This window comes from Ferrovibrio sp. GW821-FHT12B10 (genome assembly GCF_058807515.1).
On sequence record NZ_JBXAQT010000001.1, the window covers coordinates 2523237 to 2542098 of the forward strand.

Sequence of the window (18862 nt, forward strand, 5' to 3'; positions counted from 1 at the left end):
TCCATCATGATCCTCAAGGAAGCGCGGGCCACGCTCACGCTGGCGCTGCCCATTGTCGGCACCCAGCTGGCGCAGATGGCGATCCACACCACCGATGTCTGGCTGTTGTCGCATTACAGTGCCGAGGCCCTGGGCGCGGCTGCTTTGGGCGTCGCCATCTTCAGCTTCCTGTGGATGATGGGGCTGGGTCTTGCCATGGCCACACCGGCCATTGCCGCGCAATCGCTGGGGCATGACCGTGGCGACCGCGAAGGTGTGCGTCAGGCGGTGCATGACGGCCTGATCGCCACCGGCCTGTATGGCGTGGTCTGTACAGCGCTGCTGATGGTCAGCGAGCCTTTCCTCAGACTGATCGGACAGCCCGAAGAACTGATCGTGCTGGCTTCACCTTTCATGCAGGCGGTCAGCGGCATGTTCATTCCCGCGCTGTGGTTCATGGTGCTGCGCGGCTTCGTCTCGGCGCTCGAACGGCCGCGCGCGGCGCTGCTGCTCACCCTGCTGGCCGTTGCGCTCAATGCCGCGGTCAACGCCGTGCTGATCTTTGGCTTCTGGATCGTGCCGCCGCTGGGCGTGGTGGGTGCCGGGCTGGGCTCCAGTGTGGTCAATATCGCCATCCTGCTGGTCTTCGGCGGGTATATCGCGCGCGATCCGCAATTCAGTCGCTATCATCTGGCGCAAGGCTGGTGGCGCACGACGCGCACCCGCATGACGGCTTTCCTGAAGATCGGATCGCCGATCGCGCTGGCGCTGGGCGCCGAGATCGGGCTGTTCTCGGCGGCGGCCCTGCTGATGGGGCGGCTGGGCGCGACCGAGGTCGCCGGTCATCAGGTGGCGCTGCAATGGGCATCGCTTGCCTTCATGGTGCCGATGGGTCTGGCACAGGCCGCCACCGTGCGCGTCGGTCTTGCCGCCGGGGCGCGCGATATTGCCGCGGCGGCACGTGCCGGCTGGGTCGCTATTCTGATGGGCATGTCCTTCATGGCCTGCACGGCGCTGATCTTCCGCTTCGCCGGTGCGCTGCTGATCACGGTCTTTGTCCCCGACAGCGCGGCGCCGGTTTTCACCATGGCGCTGACCTATCTCGGCATGGCGGCGCTGTTCCAATTGGTCGATGGCGCACAGGGCGTGGCCAATGGCGCGCTGCGCGGCCTGAAGGATACCGCCGTGCCGATGGTGATGACCCTGGTCGGCTACTGGCTGATCGGCTTCCCGGTGGCGATCTGGTTCGGCTTCTACACGCCGATGCGCGGCATCGGTGTCTGGGCCGGCCTGGTGGTCGGACTCGCCATCGTGGCTGTGTTGCTACTCTGGCGTTTCGCCGTCATGACCCGTAGGCTGGCGCGATGAAGGCCCCGAAACTTCGCCTCGACCAGATGCTGGTGGAACGCGGCCTGGCGGATAGCCGGGCCAAGGCGCAGGCCGCGATCATGGCCGGTCTGGTCTTCTCGGGCGAAAAGCGCCTCGACAAGCCGGGCGTTTCGCTCGCGGCCGATATTCCACTGGAAGTGCGTGGCAAGCCGCATCCCTGGGTCAGCCGTGGCGGCGTGAAGCTGGCGCATGCGATCGAGCATTTCTCGCTCGATGCCAAGGGCCGCACCGCCATCGATGTCGGCTCGTCGACGGGCGGTTTCACCGATGTGCTGCTGCATCATGGCGCGGCGAAGGTGTTTGCCGTCGATGTGGGCGAGGGCCAGCTCGACTGGAAGCTGCGCAACGATGAACGCGTTGTCGTGATGGAAAAGACCAATGCGCGCCATCTGACCGCCGCACTCATTCCCGACGCGATTTCCTGCGTGGTCTGCGATGCCAGCTTCATCGGCCTGCAGACCGTGCTGCCGGCGGCTCTTGGTCTGGCGCAGGATGGCGCCTGGGCGGTTGCGCTGATCAAGCCGCAGTTCGAGGTCGGACGCGAACGCGTCGGCAAGGGTGGCGTGGTGCGCGATCCGGCCCTGCATGAGGAAGTCTGCGAACGTATCCAAAGCTGGTGGAGTGAACTGCCCGGCTGGCAGGTGATCGGCCTGGAGCCCAGCCCGATCCTGGGACCAGAAGGCAATCGCGAATTCCTGATCGCCGCCCGGAAAGGCAATGCGCATGCGTGACGTGGATGGGGTGATCGAACGCATGGGCGGACAGGGCCATGGCGTGCTGACCAAGGATGATGCGCGCTATTACGTGCCCTTCACCGTGCCGGGCGACCGCGTCGCCGCCAAGGTGGGCGAGGAGCGCGGCGATGGCTTTGCCGCCTGGGTCAGCGTGCTCGAAGCCAGCGGCCCGGATCGCGTGGAAGCACCCTGCCTGCATTTCGGCGCCTGCGGCGGCTGTGCGTTGCAGCACTGGGCCGAGGCTCCCTATCGTGATTGGAAGCGCGACAAGCTGGTGGCGGCGTTGAAGCGTCGCGATTTCGAGAATCCCGTAGTGGACGATCTGGTCTCGGTGCCGGATCAGTCGCGCCGCCGCGCCGAGTTCATCGCGCGTCGCGTGAAGGACAAGGTGCTGCTCGGCTTCCACGAGGCGCAGACGCGCAAGATCGTCGACCTGCAGACCTGCCTGGTGCTGCGGCCGGCGCTGGTCGCTGTGCTGCCGCAGTTGCGCGAGATGATGATGCCGGTGCTGGGCGACGGCTGGGCTGTCGATCTGAAAGTCACCGAGACCGAAACCGGCCCCGATGTGCTGATCACCGGTAAGCTGAAGATGCGCGTGCAGGAGCGCATCGAGCTGAGCAAGGCGGCCAAGCAGATCGGGCTCGGGCGTCTCAGCTTCCGCTTCGACATGCGCAGCGAGCCTGAAATGCTGTATCAGGGCGAAGAGCCGCCGCGCGTGGCCTTTGGTGCGACGCCGGTGACACTGGCGCCCGGCGGCTTCCTGCAGGCGACGGCCGAAGCCGAGCAGGCGATGGCGGATGTCGCGCTCGAGGCCTTGAAAGACGCCAAGCGCGTGGCCGATCTTTTCTCCGGCTGCGGTGCCTTTGCGCTGCGGCTGGCGGCGGCCGGCAAGAGTGTCTGGGCCGTGGATGCCGACAAGCCGGCGATTGCCGCGCTGGCCGCTGCGGCCAAGGGCTTTGCCGGCAAGGTGACGGCCTCGGCGCGCGACCTGGAGCGGCAGCCGCTCAGTCGCGCGGAACTGAAGAAGCTGGATGCGCTGGTGATCGATCCGCCGCGCGCCGGCGCCAAGGCTCAGGTGCAGCAGATTGCCGAGGCCGCCAAGGGGGGAGAGGCACCGCCGCTGATCGTCATGGCCTCCTGCGATCCCTCCAGTTTCGCCCGTGATGCCCGGGTGCTGGCTGATGCCGGCTACCGCCTGGAGCGGGCGGTGCCGATCGACCAGTTCCGGTGGTCGCCGCATCTGGAAATTGTCAGTCTTTTCAGGCGCTAGCGCGGCCAGACTGGGGGGTTGCAAAGCCCCCTTAGACGGGCTATATCCCGCCCCGATCCCTGCTGGGGGATCGTCTAACGGTAGGACCCCAGACTCTGACTCTGGTTGTCTAGGTTCGAATCCTAGTCCCCCAGCCATTCTTCCGGCTCATCCGACATGCTGATCGTGACAGACGGGACGAATTGTCCCGTCCGCCGGCATGCATAGAATTTCCTTATAGCGTCGATAGAGAATTCCACCTGCCCGTGCCGCAGACTTGGTCTGCTTGCACGGCTTCTGTCCGCATGCTTATCATCTTCGTGGTCATCAGCTTAACGAGCATTGTCTATCCATAAGCCGACGCTGATGACCCGGACGCGCTTGCGTCCGGGAGGAGACGGAATGGAAGCGGCGCCAATCAGTTTGGAATGCCAGGGAGTCGTGCGCAAATTCGGCGGCCTTGTGGCCCTGAAGGATGTGTCGCTGTCGATTGAACGCGGCCAGATCTACGGCCTCGTCGGCCCCAATGGCAGCGGCAAGACCACCATGGTCAATGCGGTCACCGGTTTCTATCCGCCGCAGCAGGGCCGCATCCTGTTCGAGGGCGAGGACATCACCGGCCGCAAGCCGCATGGCGTGGCGCGGCTGGGCATCGCCCGCACATTCCAGAATCTGGCGCTGTTCCGCGGCATGAGCGTGCTCGACAACATCATGATGGGCCGCCATATCCATATGCGGCCCAGCGCGCTGGCCACGCTGTTTTACTGGTGGTGGGCGCGGCGCGATGAAATCCGTGAGCGCGAGGTGGTTGAGGAGATCATCGATTTCCTGCAGCTGCAGGACGTGCGCAACGAACCGGTGGAAACCGTGCCGCTGGGCCTGCAGAAGCGCATCGAGCTGGCGCGCGCCCTGGTAGCGGAGCCGCGGCTGCTGATCCTGGACGAGCCGATGGCCGGCATGAATCAGGAAGAAAAGGAATACATGGCGCGCTTCATCCTGGACGCGCGCGAGGAACGCGGCCTGACCGTGCTGCTGATCGAGCATCACATGGATGTCGTGGCTGCGATCTGCGATCGCATGACCGTGCTGTGCTATGGCGAGAAGATCGCCGAGGGCAAGCCAGCCGATGCGCTAGCCGATCCCAAGGTGATCGAGGCCTATCTCGGGAGCAAGAAGCGCCATGCGGCTTGAGGCGCGCGCAGACGTCGACGCGCAGGCCGTACCGCGCGTGAATGCCGGACTCGACTCTGGCACGCTGGGAACGCTGCTGGCCGCCAATGCTGCCCGGCATCCCGCCGAGATCGCCATGCGTGAACGCGAGCACGGCATCTGGAAGGAATTCAACTGGACGCAGTATCTGGATGCGGTGCTCAGCTTTGCCGCCGCCGTGGATGCGCTGGGCTTCAGGGCCGACGAAGGCCTACTGGTGATCGGCGACAACCGGCCGAAGCTCTATTTCGGCATCGTCGGCATCGGCATGCTGCGCGGCCTGCCGGCACCGGTGTTTTCCGACTTGCCGCCGGAGGAAATCCGCTTCTTCGCCGCCAACAGCCGCGCGCGCTTTGCGCTGGCCGAAGACCAGGAACAGGTCGACAAGCTGCTGGAGCTGCGTGCCGATACCGGCGGTCAGCCCGAAATCATCATCTATGACGATCCGCGTGGCCTGCGCGGCTACACCCAGCCCGGCCTGCTGGCCTGGGACGATCTGATCAAGACAGGCGCGGCGCGACTGCAGGCCGAGCCGGGCCTGCGTGACGATCTCATCAATCGCGCCCGGCCCAGTGATGCCGCCGTGCTGCTGCACTCCTCCGGCACCACCGGCAAGCCGAAGGGTATCGTGCTGCAGCATCGCCGCGCCATCGCCGCCGTGCGCAATGCCGCCGCCGCCGACTATTTCAAGGAACGCGACGAGCTGATGGCCTACCTGCCGATGGCCTGGGTCGGCGACTTCGTCTTCACCCTGGCCGGCGGCATCGTGCTGCGCTTCTGCGTCAATATCCCCGAGCGTCAGGACACGGTGCTGTCCAATCTGCGCGAAGTCGCGCCGATGGTGTATTTCGCCTCGCCGCGCTCCTGGGACGGTATGCTGACCCATGTGCAGGTCGGCATGGCGGAATCGACGGCGTTCAAGCGCCGGCTGTTTGGCTATTTCATGCCGCTGGCGATCAGCCTGGAGCGCGACCGTCTGGAAGGCCGCAGCAGCAGCCTTGGCCGCCGCATCCTGCGGGGATTGGGCGAGTGGCTGGTCTATGCACCGCTGCGCGACCATCTAGGCCTGGCCCGCGCTCGCCGGCCCTATACGGCAGGTGAGGCCATCGGCGAGGACACCTTCCTGTTCTTCCGCGCACTCGGCCTCGACCTGAAGCAGTTCTACGGCCAGACCGAGAATGCCGCGCTCACCGCCGCGCAGCTCAGCGGCAAGGTCAAGTTGCATACGGTGGGGCAACCGCTTCCTGGCGTGGAGATCAGGATCGCCGATGACGGCGAGATTCTGGTGCGTGCCGACAGCGTGTTTGACGGCTATCTCGGCGATGATGCGGCGACGGCGGCGTCGATGGCCGGCGGTTGGCTGCATACTGGCGATGCCGGCTATCTCGAGCCCGATGGTGATCTGGTGGTGCTGGGGCGCGCCAGCGAGGTGGTGCATACCAAGGCCGGCGAGCGCTACATCCCAACCTACATCGAGAACCGGCTCAAGTTCAGCTCTTACGTGAAGGATGCCGCCATCATCGGCGACGGACGCGAGCATCTTGCGGCGCTGGTCTGCATCGACATGGCGGCTGTCGGCCACTGGGCCGAGGAAAACGGCGTGACCTATACGTCCTATGCCGACCTGTCGCAGCACCCGCGCGTTTGCGACCTGATCGCCGGGGTGGTGAAGCATGTGAATTCGCTGTTGCCGCCGGCGCTGGCGATCAAGCGCTTCGCCAATCTGCCCAAGGAATTCGACCCCGATGACGGCGAGGTGACTCGCACCCGCAAGCTGCGCCGCAATGTGATCGACGAGCGCTACGCCCCGGTGATCGAGGCGCTTTACGGATCGGGCGACAGCATCGAATACGAAACCCGCATCACCTACGAGACCGGTGCGACCGGGGCGCTGAAGCGCCATCTGCTGATCCGCACCGTGGCCTGAGGGGAAGCCGAGCATGGATATCTATTTCTTCCTTGAACTGGCGGTCAACGGCGTGCTGATCGGGCTGATGTACACCCTGGTGGCGCTCGGCATCGTGCTGATCTTCAAGTCCTCGGGCATTGCCAATCTGGCGCAGGGTGCCATTGCCATGGTCGGCGCCTATGTCGCCTGGGCGCTGCTGGTTCTGGTCGGTGCGCCGATGTGGGTGGCTGTGCCACTCAGCCTGATCATCATGTTCTTCGTCGGCGTCGGCATCGAGCGCGTGGCACTGCGGTCCATGATTGGCCAACCGGTGATCATGGTGATCATGCTGACCCTGGGTCTGGAGATTTTGCTGCGCGGCCTGGCGCCAGCCATCTTCGGCAGCGTGGTCAAACGCCTCGATCTCGGTATTCCGCAGGCGCCGATCATCATCGGCCCGATGCTGATCAACACCGCCTATCTGGTGTCGGGCGGTGTGGCGCTGACACTGGTGTTGCTGTCGATGGCCTTCTTCGGCACCCGCATCGGCACGGTGCTGCGCGCGGTTTCCAATGACCAGACCGCTTCGTGGTCGGTCGGCATCTCGGTCGAACGCGCCATCGGGCTTTCCTGGGGGCTGGCCGGCATTGCGGCCGCCTCGGGTGGCATCCTCTGGGGCTCGGTGCAGGGCGTGGACTGGACGCTGTCGCTGCTGTTGCTGAAGGCGTTGGCTGTGGCGATCCTCGGCGGGCTGGACAGCATCGTGGGCGTGCTGATCGCCGGCATGATCGTCGGCATCCTGGAAAGCGTGATCCCGGCCTATCTCGATCCGTATGTCGGCGGCGGCAGCCGCGACGTGGTGGCCTCGCTGGTGATCCTGCTCACCGTCATCCTGCGACCGCATGGCCTGTTCGGCCGCGAAGACATCGAGCGGGTGTAAGCCATGTTCTATCGCCTCTCCGGCATCAAGCACACGTCCTATCTGGCCGACCGCCAGCTCTGGCCGGTGCCGTTCGACCGCTATCTGGTGGTGATCGTGCTAGTACTGGGCATCGCCGCACCCTTCCTGCTGTCGCCGCTGTATCTTGGCAGCTACATGCTGCCCTGGATCATCTGGGCCACCGCTGCGCTGGCGCTCAACCTGCTGATGGGTTGGGCCGGGCAGATTCATCTGGGCTTTGCCGCCGTGATGGCCATCGGCGCCTACAGCGCCATCCATATGGCGCGGGCCGGCGTGCCCTTCGAGCTGGCGCTGCTCGGTGCGGGACTGGTCTCTGCCGTCACCGGACTTGTCTTCGGGGCTGCAGCTTTGCGCGTGAAGGGGCTCTATCTCGCCGTCTCGACGCTGGCCATGCAATATATGGTCGACTGGGTGATCTCACATGTACCGGCGATCAGCGGCGGCAGCCAGGCGACGCTGCAGACGCCGCCGATCCGGGTGCTGGGCTTTGCGGTCACCTCCGAAGCCGGGCAATACTGGGTCGCCTTCGGCATCTGCGTGCTGGTCACCGTCTTCATGCTGAATGTGAAGCGCACCAGCTTCGGCCGTGCGCTGGTCGCGGTGCGCGAGAAGGATTTCGCTGCCGCTATCATCGGCGTGAATGCCTTTTACTACAAACTGCTGGCCTTCTGGGTCTCGTCCTTCCTCGGCGGCATCGCCGGCGCGGTGCTGGCTTTCTGCTACTACCGCGCCGTGACGCCCGAGCAGTTCCATCTCGATGTCTCGATCCAGGTTGTGGCCATGGTGATCGTCGGCGGCATGGGGTCGATCCTGGGCAGTTTCTTCGGCGCGGCCCTCGTACTGCTGGCGCCGATCGTGCTGAACAACGGCGTCGGTGCCATCGTGAAGCTGGCCGGCATGACGCTCTCGCCCGAGGTGCTGGCGCTGATCCCGCTCATTCTCTATGGCGGGTTGATCATGGGCTTCCTGCTGTTCGAGCCGCTAGGGCTTGCCAAGGTCTATGACAACGTCCGCAACTATTTCCTGGTCTGGCCCTTCCGCCATGCCCGGCGTTAAAGCGTGACTTTGGGTTCAACAAGAATAGTAAAAACACAGAGGAGAGACGCCATGAGCAAGAGTGCATTGAAGATGCTGGGAGCGGCGGCCGCGTTTGCTGTTGCTGCCGGCAGCGCGCAGGCGCAGGACAAGGTGATCAAGATCGGCCTGGCCGAGGATTTCACCGCCGTCTACACCTTCGTCACCTCGGACTACAACCAGGGTCAGCGCGACTATTTCTCGCTGATCAACGAGCGCGGCGGCATCAAGGGCTACAAGATCCAAGCCGATGTGGTGGATACGGGCAACCAGCCGCAACGCGGCATTGAGGCCTACGAGCGCATGAAGAATGAAGGTGCCGTGCTGGTCGACTTCCTGTCGACGCCGGTGTCGCGCGCCGTGGTGCCGCGTGCACTCAAGGACCAGGTCAACATGCTGACGCTGTTCCATGGCCGCTCGGACGCCGCCGATGGTGAAACCTTCCCCTACATCTTCCCGATGACGCCGCTCTACTGGTCGCAGGCGACCAATATCCTGCAGTACATCAAGGAGCAGGAAAAAGGGAATTTGAAGGGCAAGAAGATCGCCCTGGTCGGTATCGACTCGCCGTTTGGTCGCGAGCCGCATCCGATCTTCCAGGCGCTGGCCGAGAAGGAAGGCTTCGAGCTCGGCATCCACCCGTATCCGTCTCCGGGGAATGAGCAATCCGCTACGTGGACAGCGGTGCGCCGCTTCCAGCCTGATTGGACCGTGATCTGGGGCGCCGGTGGCGGTCAGACCGTGTCGCTGCGCGAAGCGATCCGTAACGGCGTGAAGCTCGATCGCCTGCTGTCGGTGATCTGGCTCTCGGAAGTCGATACCGAGATCGCCGGCAAGGATGCGGCCAAGGGCGTGCTGCGCTTCGAAGGCGCGGCCTATGGCAAGGACTCGACCGTGATCAAGGCGATTGATGCCGAGGTTGTTGCCAAGGGCAAGGGCGCGGGTCCGGCCGCCAAGGTCGGCTCGTCCTACTACAACATCGGTGTGGCGGGTGCCGCGCTGGTGGCCGAGGGCATCCGCCTGGCGCTGGAGAAGGATCCGGGTCCGCTCACCGGCCCCAAGCTGAAGGCCGGCCTGGAAAGCATCACCAACTTCGATGCCCAGGGCCTGATCCCGCCGGTGACTATCACGGCGAAAGATCATCAGGGTGGCGGCAAGGGCCGTATTTCGCAATGGGATGGCGCCAAGTGGGTCCCCAAGACCGACTGGTACGCGGCGTCCCAAGACCTTGTCTGGGAGCTGGTCCGCAAGAACGCGGATGAGTTCAAGAAGTCCGGGAACTGACCCGATATGCTGGCGCTGGAAAACATCGAAGTTGCCTACGACCGCGTTTTTCTCGCGATCAAGGGCGTTTCGCTGTCGGTCTCCGAGGGTGGCGCGGTCGCCCTCCTCGGGGCCAATGGCGCCGGCAAGAGTACGACTCTCAAGACCATCTCCGGCCTGTTGAAGCCGGAACGCGGCGAGGTTACGCGCGGCAATATCCTGTTTCAGGGACAGGACATTGCCGCGCTCTCCGCGCCGCAGCGCGTTCGTCTGGGCATCGTGCAGGTGCTGGAAGGCCGGCGCGTCTTCGGCCACCTGACGCCGGCGGAAAACCTGATCGCGGCGTCCTCCATGCACCGCAGCCGGCAGAAGGTGTCCGAGCTGATGGACATGGTCTTCACCTTCTTCCCGCGCCTGGGCCAGCGCGCCAACGCCAAAGCCGGCTATCTCTCGGGCGGTGAGCAACAGATGCTGGCCATCGGCCGCGCGCTGATGACCGAGCCCAAGCTGCTGATGCTGGATGAGCCTAGCCTCGGCCTGGCGCCTTATCTGGTGGATGAAATCTTCGGCACCATCAGCCGCATCAACCGCGAGCGCGGCATGAGCCTGCTGCTGGTGGAGCAGAATGCCACGGCGGCGCTCGATATTGTCGATCAGGCTTATCTGATCGAGAACGGACGCGTTGTCATGAACGGCAGCGCCGAACAGCTCAAGCAGAATCCCGACGTGCAGGAATTCTACCTTGGCGGTACCGGCCGCGTGGATTATCACGCGGTGAAGCACTATCGCCGCCGCAAGCGCTGGCTGGCCTGATGCTTTCTCTTGCTGCCCGCGGGCGGCACCCCTAGGCTGACATCTCAATCCGGGGGGATACACAATATGTTCAAATCAGTTTTTGCAGGTCTGCTGGCGCTGGCCGTTCTGGTGCAGCCCGTCAATGCCATGGCCCAGGACAAGGTTGGCGTCCTGATGCTGCATGGAAAGAATCCCGGCAGTCCCGGCACGCCCAGCATGCAGACGCTGAAGTCACGGCTTGAAGCTGATGGCGCGGTTGTTTCCATGCCCGACATGCCATGGTCCGCCAACCGCTATATCGATGGCGACCTCACCAAGGGGATGGATGAGATTGCGGGCCATCTGGAGAAACTGAAGCAGCGTGGCGCCGTGAAGCTGTTCATCGCCGGGCATTCGATGGGTGCGGCCATCGGTCTGGCCTATGCGGCGCAGCGCGGTGGGGTCAATGGCGTCGTGATGCTCGCCCCGGGCCATGCCCCTTACTACTATTACAACAGCGCACAGCAGGGTCCGAATGTCGCGGTGAAGGCGAGTATCGATGAGGCGCGGGCGCTGGTGGCGTCTGGCCAGGGCGACACGCGTAAGGATTTCATGGACAACAATCAGGGCAAGGCTCTCGCCGTGCGCACCACGGCCAAGGCTTACCTGTCCTATTTCGATCCGGACGGCATGGGCGACATGGCTGTGGCATCCGCAAAGCAGCCGGCAGAAATCCCGGTCCTGGTCGCCTTGGGCGATCAGGATCCGCTCACCACTGTGGGTCGGGCCTATATTTTCGATCGCCTGAAGCCCAATCCGAAAAACCAGTATCTCGCGATCAGCGCCAATCACCTGAACACGCCGGCCATCGTGAAGGATGAGGTGGCGGCCTGGATCAAGGGCGTGGCGGCACAGTAGAAAGACGCCGCCGGCCGCTGTATATGGGCGGATCCCGGGCCTCCGGCCTGCTCACCCCTGTATGCTCGCATGTCGGTTCCCGCCCAGCGCCTGCCCTCAGTCGTGATTCTGGTCGCCATGTCGGCGCTGGGACCGATGGCCATGAATATCTTCATGCCTTCGATGCCTGGTCTGGCCCGCCAGTTCGGCGTCGATTACGGCCTGGTGCAGCTGACCCTGACCTTCTACCTGATCGGCCTGGGCGCAGCGCAGCTGGTCTATGGGCCGCTTAGCGACCGCTACGGCCGCCGTCCGGTCCTGCTCTGGGGGTTGGGGCTTTATTGCCTGGGCAGCATCGCCTGCGTCGTGGCGCCGTCGATCACGCTGCTGATGCTAGGGCGCGCCCTGCAGGCCATCGGCGGCTGCGCCGGCCTGGTACTGGGCCGCGCCATCATCCGCGACCTGTACGACCGTGAGCGGTCGGCCGCCATGATCGGGTATGTCACCATGGCGATGACCCTGGCGCCCATGCTGGCGCCGGCCCTGGGTGGATATCTCGATACGATGGCGGGCTGGCGCACAAGTTTCGCCGCTTGCAGCATCGCCGGCCTGGCGGTATTTGCCTGGGTACTGCGCACCTTGCCGGAAACGCTGAGCCAGCGCGGTGAAGGCGAGGGTGTGATGACCCTGCTGCGCGGCTACGCGGAATTGCTGCGCTCGCCGGTCTTCTGCGGTTATGTGCTGCAGCTGGCCTTTACCTCAGGTGTCTTCTTCTCCTTCATCGCCGGTGCGCCCTTCGTGGTGGTGACGGTGATGGGCTTGCCGCCCTCTGATTACGGCTTGTGGTTCATCGTCGTATCCAGCGGCTACCTGATCGGCAATTTCCTCACCGGCCGGTTTTCCGTCCGCTTCGGTATCAACCGCATGCTGGCGGCCGGCGCCGCGTTTGCCATGACCGGCATTACCGCCCTGGCCCTGACCAGCTGGCTGGGGCCACTCAGCCTGCCCGGCATCTTCGTGCCGATGATGGTGGTGGCGATGTCGAACGGCCTGACCCTGCCGAATGCTACGGCCGGTGCGATCTCGATCAATCCGCGTACGGCGGGCGCCGCCGCCGGCCTTTCAGGGGCGGTGCAGATGCTGACCGGCGCCGGCATGGCACTGCTGGTGGGCTACGGCCAGGACCACGATCCGAGCCAGTATCCGATGATCTGGGGCATGCTCGGCTGCGGCAGTTTGTCTGTCTTAAGCTTTCTGATCGCTTCAAAATCCCGCGCCAGCCGCCCCTGAACGGCAAGTCTGTCCACAGGGGGTGGTCACAAACCCGCGTGGTTTGCGGCTCCGATTCGTGCCGGTTCTCGAAACCCCGCATGGCTAGCGGATTTTTTGCATTACCCGATGGGCAAAACCACGGGGTGATGCTATGCAGGATTCGGGAATCAACCCCCGATTCGTTCAAAAACAACATCTGACTCATCAATTCCGAGGAGAGAGACCATGGCTAAGGCAGCCGCCACCAAGACGGTTACCGTGACTGCGAAGCAGATCGCTTCCACGCTGGCCGAGAAGCATGAGCTGCAGAAGAAGCTGACCCTCGCCCTGTTCGAGGACTTCTTTGCTGCCATCACCAAGTCGCTGAAGAAGGGCGAACGCGTCCGCATGGGCGATATCGGTATCCTGCAGGTCCGCAAGCGCGCCGCTCGCATCGGCCGCAATCCGCAGACCGGTGAGCCGATCAAGATCAAGGCTTCCAAGAAGGTCGCCTTCCGCGCCTCCAAGGTGCTGAAGGAAGCCGTCTGATCCTTTCGTTCTAGGATCAAGCTTCAAGGGCCTGCCTCGCGGCAGGCCCTTTTTCTTTGCGCAGTCGCGGCTGCGGTTGTCATCGAACCGTCATGCGGGTCATCGAAAATTCACGGGACTTCAGCGAGTCCGCGATTCATCTTCCCGGCCAACGCATTGCCAGATCTGGTGATTCGTTCAGCAGGTGACCGATGAATATGGCGCTCTTTCCGGCCCGTTACCGCACCATATGGATATCCGACATCCATCTGGGCACGCGCGGCTGCAAGGCCGATCTGCTGCTGGAATTTCTCAAACATACTGAATCCGATACGCTGTATCTGGTCGGCGATATCGTTGATGGCTGGCGGCTCAAGCGGTCCTGGTACTGGAATCAGAGCCATAACGATGTGGTGCAGAAGTTGCTGCGCAAGGCGCGCAAGGGCACCGACGTCATTTATGTGCCGGGCAACCATGACGAGGCGCTGCGCGATTTCATCGACGCCACCGGCCTGCAGTTCGGCGGCATTACCGTGCAGATGGAGGCGATCCACCAGACCGCCGATGGCCGCCGCCTGCTGGTGACCCATGGCGACCATTTCGACGGCATCGTCACCTGCGCCAAATGGTTGGCGCTGCTGGGTGACGCGGCCTACGGCTTCGCGCTGGACCTAAATACCTGGTTCAATCATATCCGCCGTCGCATGGGCCTGCCCTACTGGTCGCTTTCGGCTTACCTGAAGCACAAGGTCAAGAACGCGGTCGAGTTTATCTCCGACTACGAGCAGGCGATCGCCGAGGAAGCGCGCCGCCGGCATGTCGACGGGGTGGTCTGCGGGCATATCCACCACGCGGAGATCCGCGAGATCGACGGCATCCTGTACTGCAATGATGGCGACTGGGTGGAGAGCTGCACAGCCCTGGTCGAGCATGCCGATGGCCGGCTGGAAATCCTGCGCTGGGCCGAATTGCGCGAGACCATGGAGAGTTTCCTGGCTGCCGGCGGGCTGGACAGCCTGGAGCCGGCCCTGGCCGAGATGCCGGGAAATGATCTGCTTCCGGAGGATGTTGTGATACCCGCGCGGGTTTCGCAGCCGGCAACGGTGGATTGATCGGCCCTACACGGTGACGTGTATACCCCGAGTCGCGGCTGCCGGGGCCTGTGACAACTCTGGGCATCGGCAAATTTGCTTGGTATTCTCGGGGCATGGGAGTGCTTTCATCATTGCTTGGGGCGATCGGCCTTGGCGGTAAGCAAGAGGCCGTGAATCTGCGCCAGACCGCGTCTGGAATGCGCATGGGCGATGTTGTGGTCGGAACCGGCGCAAAGGCCGAACAGGGCAAGATGGTCTCGGTCCATTACGCCGGTTGGATCTGGGAGAACAACAAGCCGACCCGGATGTTCGACAGTTCCTACAAGCGTGGCCAGCCCTTCGAGTTCGCGCTCGGCCAGGGCAAGGTGATCAAGGGCTGGGACGAAGGTGTCAACTATATGAAGGTCGGCGGCAAGCGTGCACTGATCATCCCGCCTTACCTGGCCTATGGCGCGCGCGGTAACGGCCGCATCATTCCGCCCAACGCCACGCTGTTCTTCGAAATCGAACTGGTCAACGTCCGCTGAGGCGGGCCATGCCATGCTGTCGCCGCATTCACGCGGCAGCGTCTCCGTCTTAAACCTTCAGGAGCTGTCCGTAATGCTGTTGTCCCGCCGCGCTTTTGCCGCTGCCGCCATCCTGTCCGCCGGCCTTGCCATCGCCCTGCCGGCCAAGAATGCAGCCTGGGCCCAGGAAAAGACCACGTCGTCCGGCTTGCGGTATACCGATGTGAAGGTTGGCGCCGGCGCCACCGCTATGCCGGGGCAGACTGCTATCGTGCATTACACCGGCTGGCTCTATATCGCCGGAGAGAAGGGCCGCAAGTTCGACAGCTCGCGCGACCGCAGCCAGCCTTTCGCCTTTCCGGTCGGCGGTGGCCGGGTGATCAAGGGCTGGGATGAAGGCGTGGCCGGCATGAAGGTGGGCGGTCAGCGCACCCTGATCATTCCGCCCAACCTGGCCTATGGCGCGCAGGGCGCTGGCGGCGGCGCGATCCCGCCGAATGCCACGTTGATCTTCGATGTCGAGCTGGTCGACCTCAAGTAAGGCCGCTTACGTCAGGCCTTCAACGCGCACGCGGGGCCAGCGCGCCGGCCATTTTTTTGATGCGACCCGCGTGCGGTATTCCTGAATTTTGCTCTGGCCGTGCGGTGTCGGCCTGACGCGGCCGGCCAGCAGGTCTTCCACCCCATGTGGCGCCAGCAGATGCAGACTGCCATCCGGCTCCAGGCGAATGGCGACGGTGGTTGGCGTTTCCAGCCAGTGGCCGATGGCATGGGCTGTATCCCGATAGGGCTGGTCGCGGTTTTTGATGTGCATCCGCGCCATGTTGCGCACGGACCAGACCTGATCGATGCGCGCGGCGGCCAGCTCAGCCTCAGCGGCCATTTCAACACCACGCCCGGTATTGGCCGGATCGAAGTAGACGATATCGATATCGTTCAGCGGCGTGCGATGGTTGAAATTGCAGAGCCGATCCCAAGCCAGGCTGCGCACGAAGCCGGCGCCGATCGCCCAGTCAGGCAGGCCGAGGTTGCGCGCCAGCCATAGGATATCCATGGCCCAGGGATCGGCGGCGATGATGTCTATGACGGCCTGGCTGTCGGCGGACATGGGGTAGCTATAAAGCAAAACGGCCGGAGTTTCCTCCGGCCGTTTCTGGTTCTGCGATCTGCAGTGTTGCGCTTACGCGGCCTTGGCCAGGTTGCGCAGCACGTAATGCAGGATGCCGCCGTTCTTGTAGTAGTCGATCTCGTCCAGCGTATCGATGCGGCAGAGCACTTCGATGGTCTGGGTCGAACCGTCGGCGCGGGTGATGGTCACCGGCGTCTTCATACGCGGCTTCAGGCCGACGGCGATGCCGGAGATGTCGAACTTCTCCGTACCGTCGAGCTTGAGGTCGAAGCGGGTCATGTTGTTGAGGAACTGCAGCGGCAGCACGCCCATACCCACCAGATTCGAGCGATGGATACGCTCGTAGCTCTCGGCGATCACCGCCTTGACGCCCAGCAGGATGGTGCCCTTGGCCGCCCAGTCGCGCGAGGAACCGTTGCCGTATTCCTTGCCGGCCACGATCACCAGCGGAGTGGCACTGGCCTTGTACTTCATGGCGGCGTCATAGATCGACATGACATCGCCGGCCGGCATGTGCTTGGTGATGCCGCCTTCAGTACCTGGCACCATCTCGTTCTTGATGCGGATGTTGGCGAAGGTGCCGCGCATCATCACCTCGTGGTTGCCGCGACGGGCACCATAGGAGTTGAAGTCGGCATAAGGCACGGTGTGGTCGGTCAGGTAGGCACCGGCGGGGCCGTCCTTCTTGATCGAACCGGCGGGCGAGATGTGGTCGGTGGTGATCTTGTCGCCCAGGATCGCCAGCACACGGGCACCCTTGACGTCGGTGATCGCCGCCGGCGTCGCGCTCATCCCCTCGAAATACGGGGGATGCTGCACGTAGGTCGATTTGTTGTCCCAGCCATAGGTCTGGCCGCCATCGACCTTGATCTTGCGCCAGTTCGGATCGCCCTTGAAGACGTCGGCATAGCGCTTCTTGAACATCGCGGGCGTCACGTACTTGCGCACGGTGGCGGCGATTTCCTTGTTCGAGGGCCAGATGTCCTTCAGGTAGACCGGCTTGCCCTTCTTGTCATGGCCGATTGGCTCGTTGGCCACGTCCATGTTCAGGTTGCCGGCCAGCGCATAGGCAACCACCAGCATCGGCGAGGCGAGGTAGTTCGCCTTGGTCAGCGGATGGACGCGGCCTTCGAAGTTGCGGTTGCCCGAGAGCACGGCACCGACGACGAAATCATTGTCGGTGATGGCCTTCGAGATGTTGTCCGGCAGCGGGCCGGAATTGCCGATGCAGGTGGTGCAGCCGTAACCGACGATCTGGAAGCCGAGAGCGTCGAGATCCTTCTGCACGCCGGCCTTGGCGAGGTAGTCGGTGACCACCTGGCTGCCCGGCGCGAGCGAGGTCTTCACCCACGGCTTGGTGCTCAGCCCCTTCTTGAGCGCATTGCGGGCCAGCAGGCCGGCACCCAGCAGCACGCTGGGGTTCGAGGTGTTGGTGCAGGAGGTGATCGCGGCGATCACCACGTCGCCATGGCCGAGATCGAACTTGGAGTTCTCGACCTTGGCGCGGAAGTCCACGGCGGTCTTCTTGCCGTAGAAGTTGGTCATCGCGTCCTTGAACTCGGCGGCAGCGCGGCTCAGCGGCACGCGGCCTTCGGGACGGGTCGGACCGGCCAGCGAGGGCTCGACCGTCGAGAGGTCGAGTTCAAGCGTGTCGGTGAAGATCGGGTCCGGCGACTTCGGCGCGCGCCAGAAGCCCTGCGCCTTGGCATAGGCCTCAACCAGCTTGACGCGCTCGGGATCGCGGCCCGAGGCCTTCAGGTAGGCGATGGTCTCGCCATCGACCGGGAAGAAGCCGCAAGTGGCGCCGTATTCCGGAGCCATGTTGGCAATGGTGCAGCGGTCGGCGGTCGACAACTCATCCAGGCCAGGGCCGTAGAATTCGACGAACTTGTTGACCACGCCCTTCTTGCGCAGCATCTGCGTCACGGTCAACACCAGATCGGTGGCCGTGGTGCCTTCCTTCGGCTTGCCCGAGAGGCGGAAGCCGACGACTTCCGGCAGCAGCATGGAGATCGGCTGGCCCAGCATTGCGGCTTCGGCCTCGATGCCGCCGACGCCCCAGCCCAGCACGGCCAGGCCGTTCACCATGGTGGTGTGGCTATCGGTGCCGACCAGCGTATCCGGATAGGCGACCTCATCCTTGCCATCCAGACCGGTCCATACGGTCTGGGCCAGATACTCGACGTTGACCTGATGGCAGATGCCGGTGCCCGGCGGTACGACGCGGAAGTTGTCGAAAGCCGTCTGGCCCCAGCGCAGGAAGGCATAGCGCTCGCCGTTACGCTCGTATTCCAGATCAACATTCTTCTGGAAGGCGCTCTTGGCGGCCGAATGATCCACCATCACCGAGTGATCGATCACGAGATCGACCGGTGAGAGCGGGTTGATCTTCTTGGTGTCGCCGCCCAGGTGGGTCATGGCGTCGCGCATGGCGGCCAGATCGACCACCGCCGGCACACCGGTGAAGTCCTGCATCAGCACGCGGGCGGGGCGATAGGCGATCTCGCGGTCAGAGCGCTTGTCCTTCAGCCACTGGGCGACGGCCTTGAGGTCGTCCACGGTGACGCTGCGGCCGTCCTCGTAGCGCAGCAGGTTTTCCAGCAGCACCTTCATCGAATAGGGCAGGCGGGTCAGATCGCCCAGGCCGGCCTTCTCGGCTGCCTTGATGCTGTAATAGGCATAGCTCTTGTTGCCGACCTTCAGGGTGCGGCGGGTCTTCATGGTGTCGTGGCCCACCACGATCGGCACGGAACGCGCGGCGCCGGTCGACTTGCCAGCGGCGGCCTTCTTGGCCACCGGCAGCTTCCTGGCGACGGCGGCGGTCTTCTTGGCGGCGCTGCGCAGCCCCTGTTTCTTGGCAGCCTTCTTCACGGCCTTGCGGATGACGGCCTTCTTGGCGGCCTTGACCGCCTTCTTGACCTTCACAGCCTTTTTCTT

General features: G+C 63.9%; 17 protein-coding genes and 1 tRNA gene. 16 read left to right on the plus strand and 2 right to left on the minus strand.

Annotated features, from left to right (window positions below; all coding sequences use genetic code 11):
• The first annotated feature begins 6 nt into the window (after positions 1-6).
• The 16 genes from AC1RRT_RS12780 to AC1RRT_RS12855 all read left to right on the plus strand — a co-directional run bounded on the left by AC1RRT_RS12780 (position 7) and on the right by AC1RRT_RS12855 (position 15337).
• Positions 7-1347, plus strand: coding sequence for an MATE family efflux transporter (locus AC1RRT_RS12780; protein ID WP_493014185.1), 1341 nt, complete (start codon positions 7-9; stop codon positions 1345-1347).
• Complete coding sequence (locus AC1RRT_RS12785) at positions 1344-2099, plus strand: TlyA family RNA methyltransferase (protein ID WP_493014186.1); 756 nt, start codon at positions 1344-1346, stop codon at positions 2097-2099. Before AC1RRT_RS12780 ends, AC1RRT_RS12785 begins: the two co-directional genes overlap by 4 nt.
• The gene (locus AC1RRT_RS12790; protein WP_493014187.1) at positions 2092-3372 is read left to right on the plus strand and encodes a class I SAM-dependent RNA methyltransferase; all 1281 of its coding nucleotides are present in this window, start codon (positions 2092-2094) and stop codon (positions 3370-3372) included. The genes AC1RRT_RS12785 and AC1RRT_RS12790 overlap by 8 nt, the downstream gene beginning before the upstream one ends.
• Before the next feature lie 63 nt (positions 3373-3435).
• A tRNA-Gln gene (locus AC1RRT_RS12795) sits at positions 3436-3509 on the plus strand.
• 283 nt (positions 3510-3792) lie between these two features.
• On the plus strand, positions 3793-4542 hold the full coding sequence (locus AC1RRT_RS12800) for an ABC transporter ATP-binding protein (RefSeq protein ID WP_493014188.1): 750 nt from the start codon (positions 3793-3795) through the stop codon (positions 4540-4542).
• Positions 4532-6487, plus strand: coding sequence for an AMP-dependent synthetase/ligase (locus AC1RRT_RS12805; protein WP_493014189.1), 1956 nt, complete (start codon positions 4532-4534; stop codon positions 6485-6487). Before AC1RRT_RS12800 ends, AC1RRT_RS12805 begins: the two co-directional genes overlap by 11 nt.
• A 13-nt stretch (positions 6488-6500) precedes the next feature.
• Entirely contained in the window at positions 6501-7388 is an 888-nt protein-coding gene (locus AC1RRT_RS12810) for a branched-chain amino acid ABC transporter permease (RefSeq protein ID WP_493014190.1), read from the plus strand.
• Between the two features lie 3 nt (positions 7389-7391).
• A complete protein-coding gene (locus tag AC1RRT_RS12815; RefSeq protein ID WP_493014191.1) occupies positions 7392-8465 on the plus strand; it encodes a branched-chain amino acid ABC transporter permease in 1074 nt (357 codons plus the stop codon).
• A gap of 51 nt (positions 8466-8516) precedes the next feature.
• Positions 8517-9767: an ABC transporter substrate-binding protein gene (locus AC1RRT_RS12820; RefSeq protein ID WP_493014192.1), complete on the plus strand. Its 1251-nt coding sequence runs from the start codon at positions 8517-8519 to the stop codon at positions 9765-9767.
• A gap of 6 nt (positions 9768-9773) precedes the next feature.
• Positions 9774-10559, plus strand: a complete 786-nt coding sequence (locus tag AC1RRT_RS12825) for an ABC transporter ATP-binding protein (protein WP_493014193.1) — start codon at positions 9774-9776, stop codon at positions 10557-10559.
• Positions 10560-10625: 66 nt separating this feature from the next.
• A complete protein-coding gene (locus tag AC1RRT_RS12830; RefSeq protein WP_493014194.1) occupies positions 10626-11438 on the plus strand; it encodes an alpha/beta hydrolase in 813 nt (270 codons plus the stop codon).
• 69 nt (positions 11439-11507) lie between these two features.
• Entirely contained in the window at positions 11508-12707 is a 1200-nt protein-coding gene (locus AC1RRT_RS12835; protein ID WP_493014195.1) for a multidrug effflux MFS transporter, read from the plus strand.
• 207 nt (positions 12708-12914) lie between these two features.
• Positions 12915-13217, plus strand: a complete 303-nt coding sequence (locus AC1RRT_RS12840) for an HU family DNA-binding protein (RefSeq protein ID WP_493014196.1) — start codon at positions 12915-12917, stop codon at positions 13215-13217.
• A 191-nt stretch (positions 13218-13408) separates the two neighbouring features.
• Positions 13409-14308 carry a UDP-2,3-diacylglucosamine diphosphatase gene (locus AC1RRT_RS12845; protein ID WP_493014197.1) on the plus strand — a complete coding sequence of 300 codons (900 nt, stop codon included), beginning with the start codon at positions 13409-13411 and terminating at the stop codon, positions 14306-14308.
• A 152-nt stretch (positions 14309-14460) separates the two neighbouring features.
• On the plus strand, positions 14461-14817 hold the full coding sequence (locus AC1RRT_RS12850) for an FKBP-type peptidyl-prolyl cis-trans isomerase (protein WP_493014198.1): 357 nt from the start codon (positions 14461-14463) through the stop codon (positions 14815-14817).
• 73 nt (positions 14818-14890) lie between these two features.
• The gene (locus AC1RRT_RS12855; RefSeq protein WP_493014199.1) at positions 14891-15337 is read left to right on the plus strand and encodes an FKBP-type peptidyl-prolyl cis-trans isomerase; all 447 of its coding nucleotides are present in this window, start codon (positions 14891-14893) and stop codon (positions 15335-15337) included.
• Positions 15338-15343: 6 nt separating this feature from the next.
• Here the strand turns inward: AC1RRT_RS12855 and AC1RRT_RS12860 are convergent, their stop codons facing one another.
• Together AC1RRT_RS12860 and acnA are read right to left on the minus strand one after the other, a co-directional pair.
• On the minus strand, positions 15344-15904 hold the full coding sequence (locus tag AC1RRT_RS12860; protein ID WP_493014200.1) for a nucleotidyltransferase family protein: 561 nt from the start codon (positions 15902-15904) through the stop codon (positions 15344-15346).
• A 72-nt stretch (positions 15905-15976) separates the two neighbouring features.
• Positions 15977-18646 (minus strand): aconitate hydratase AcnA, encoded by a 2670-nt coding sequence (gene acnA, locus AC1RRT_RS12865; RefSeq protein WP_493015174.1) that lies wholly within the window; start codon positions 18644-18646, stop codon positions 15977-15979.
• Positions 18647-18862 lie beyond the last annotated feature (216 nt).

What these genes read in the sequence shown, in the direction of transcription:
- AC1RRT_RS12780 (WP_493014185.1), top strand. Translation starts at nt 7, where the DNA reads ATGATCCTCAAGGAAGCGCGGGCCACGCTCACGCTGGCGCTGCCCATT.
- AC1RRT_RS12785 (WP_493014186.1), top strand. Translation starts at nt 1,344, where the DNA reads ATGAAGGCCCCGAAACTTCGCCTCGACCAGATGCTGGTGGAACGCGGC.
- AC1RRT_RS12790 (WP_493014187.1), top strand. Translation starts at nt 2,092, where the DNA reads ATGCGTGACGTGGATGGGGTGATCGAACGCATGGGCGGACAGGGCCAT.
- AC1RRT_RS12805 (WP_493014189.1), top strand. Translation starts at nt 4,532, where the DNA reads ATGCGGCTTGAGGCGCGCGCAGACGTCGACGCGCAGGCCGTACCGCGC.
- AC1RRT_RS12810 (WP_493014190.1), top strand. Translation starts at nt 6,501, where the DNA reads ATGGATATCTATTTCTTCCTTGAACTGGCGGTCAACGGCGTGCTGATC.
- AC1RRT_RS12815 (WP_493014191.1), top strand. Translation starts at nt 7,392, where the DNA reads ATGTTCTATCGCCTCTCCGGCATCAAGCACACGTCCTATCTGGCCGAC.
- AC1RRT_RS12820 (WP_493014192.1), top strand. Translation starts at nt 8,517, where the DNA reads ATGAGCAAGAGTGCATTGAAGATGCTGGGAGCGGCGGCCGCGTTTGCT.
- AC1RRT_RS12825 (WP_493014193.1), top strand. Translation starts at nt 9,774, where the DNA reads ATGCTGGCGCTGGAAAACATCGAAGTTGCCTACGACCGCGTTTTTCTC.
- AC1RRT_RS12830 (WP_493014194.1), top strand. Translation starts at nt 10,626, where the DNA reads ATGTTCAAATCAGTTTTTGCAGGTCTGCTGGCGCTGGCCGTTCTGGTG.
- AC1RRT_RS12835 (WP_493014195.1), top strand. Translation starts at nt 11,508, where the DNA reads ATGTCGGTTCCCGCCCAGCGCCTGCCCTCAGTCGTGATTCTGGTCGCC.
- AC1RRT_RS12840 (WP_493014196.1), top strand. Translation starts at nt 12,915, where the DNA reads ATGGCTAAGGCAGCCGCCACCAAGACGGTTACCGTGACTGCGAAGCAG.
- AC1RRT_RS12845 (WP_493014197.1), top strand. Translation starts at nt 13,409, where the DNA reads ATGAATATGGCGCTCTTTCCGGCCCGTTACCGCACCATATGGATATCC.
- AC1RRT_RS12855 (WP_493014199.1), top strand. Translation starts at nt 14,891, where the DNA reads ATGCTGTTGTCCCGCCGCGCTTTTGCCGCTGCCGCCATCCTGTCCGCC.
- AC1RRT_RS12860 (WP_493014200.1), bottom strand. Translation starts at nt 15,904, where the DNA reads ATGTCCGCCGACAGCCAGGCCGTCATAGACATCATCGCCGCCGATCCC.
- acnA (WP_493015174.1), bottom strand. Translation starts at nt 18,646, where the DNA reads ATGAAGACCCGCCGCACCCTGAAGGTCGGCAACAAGAGCTATGCCTAT.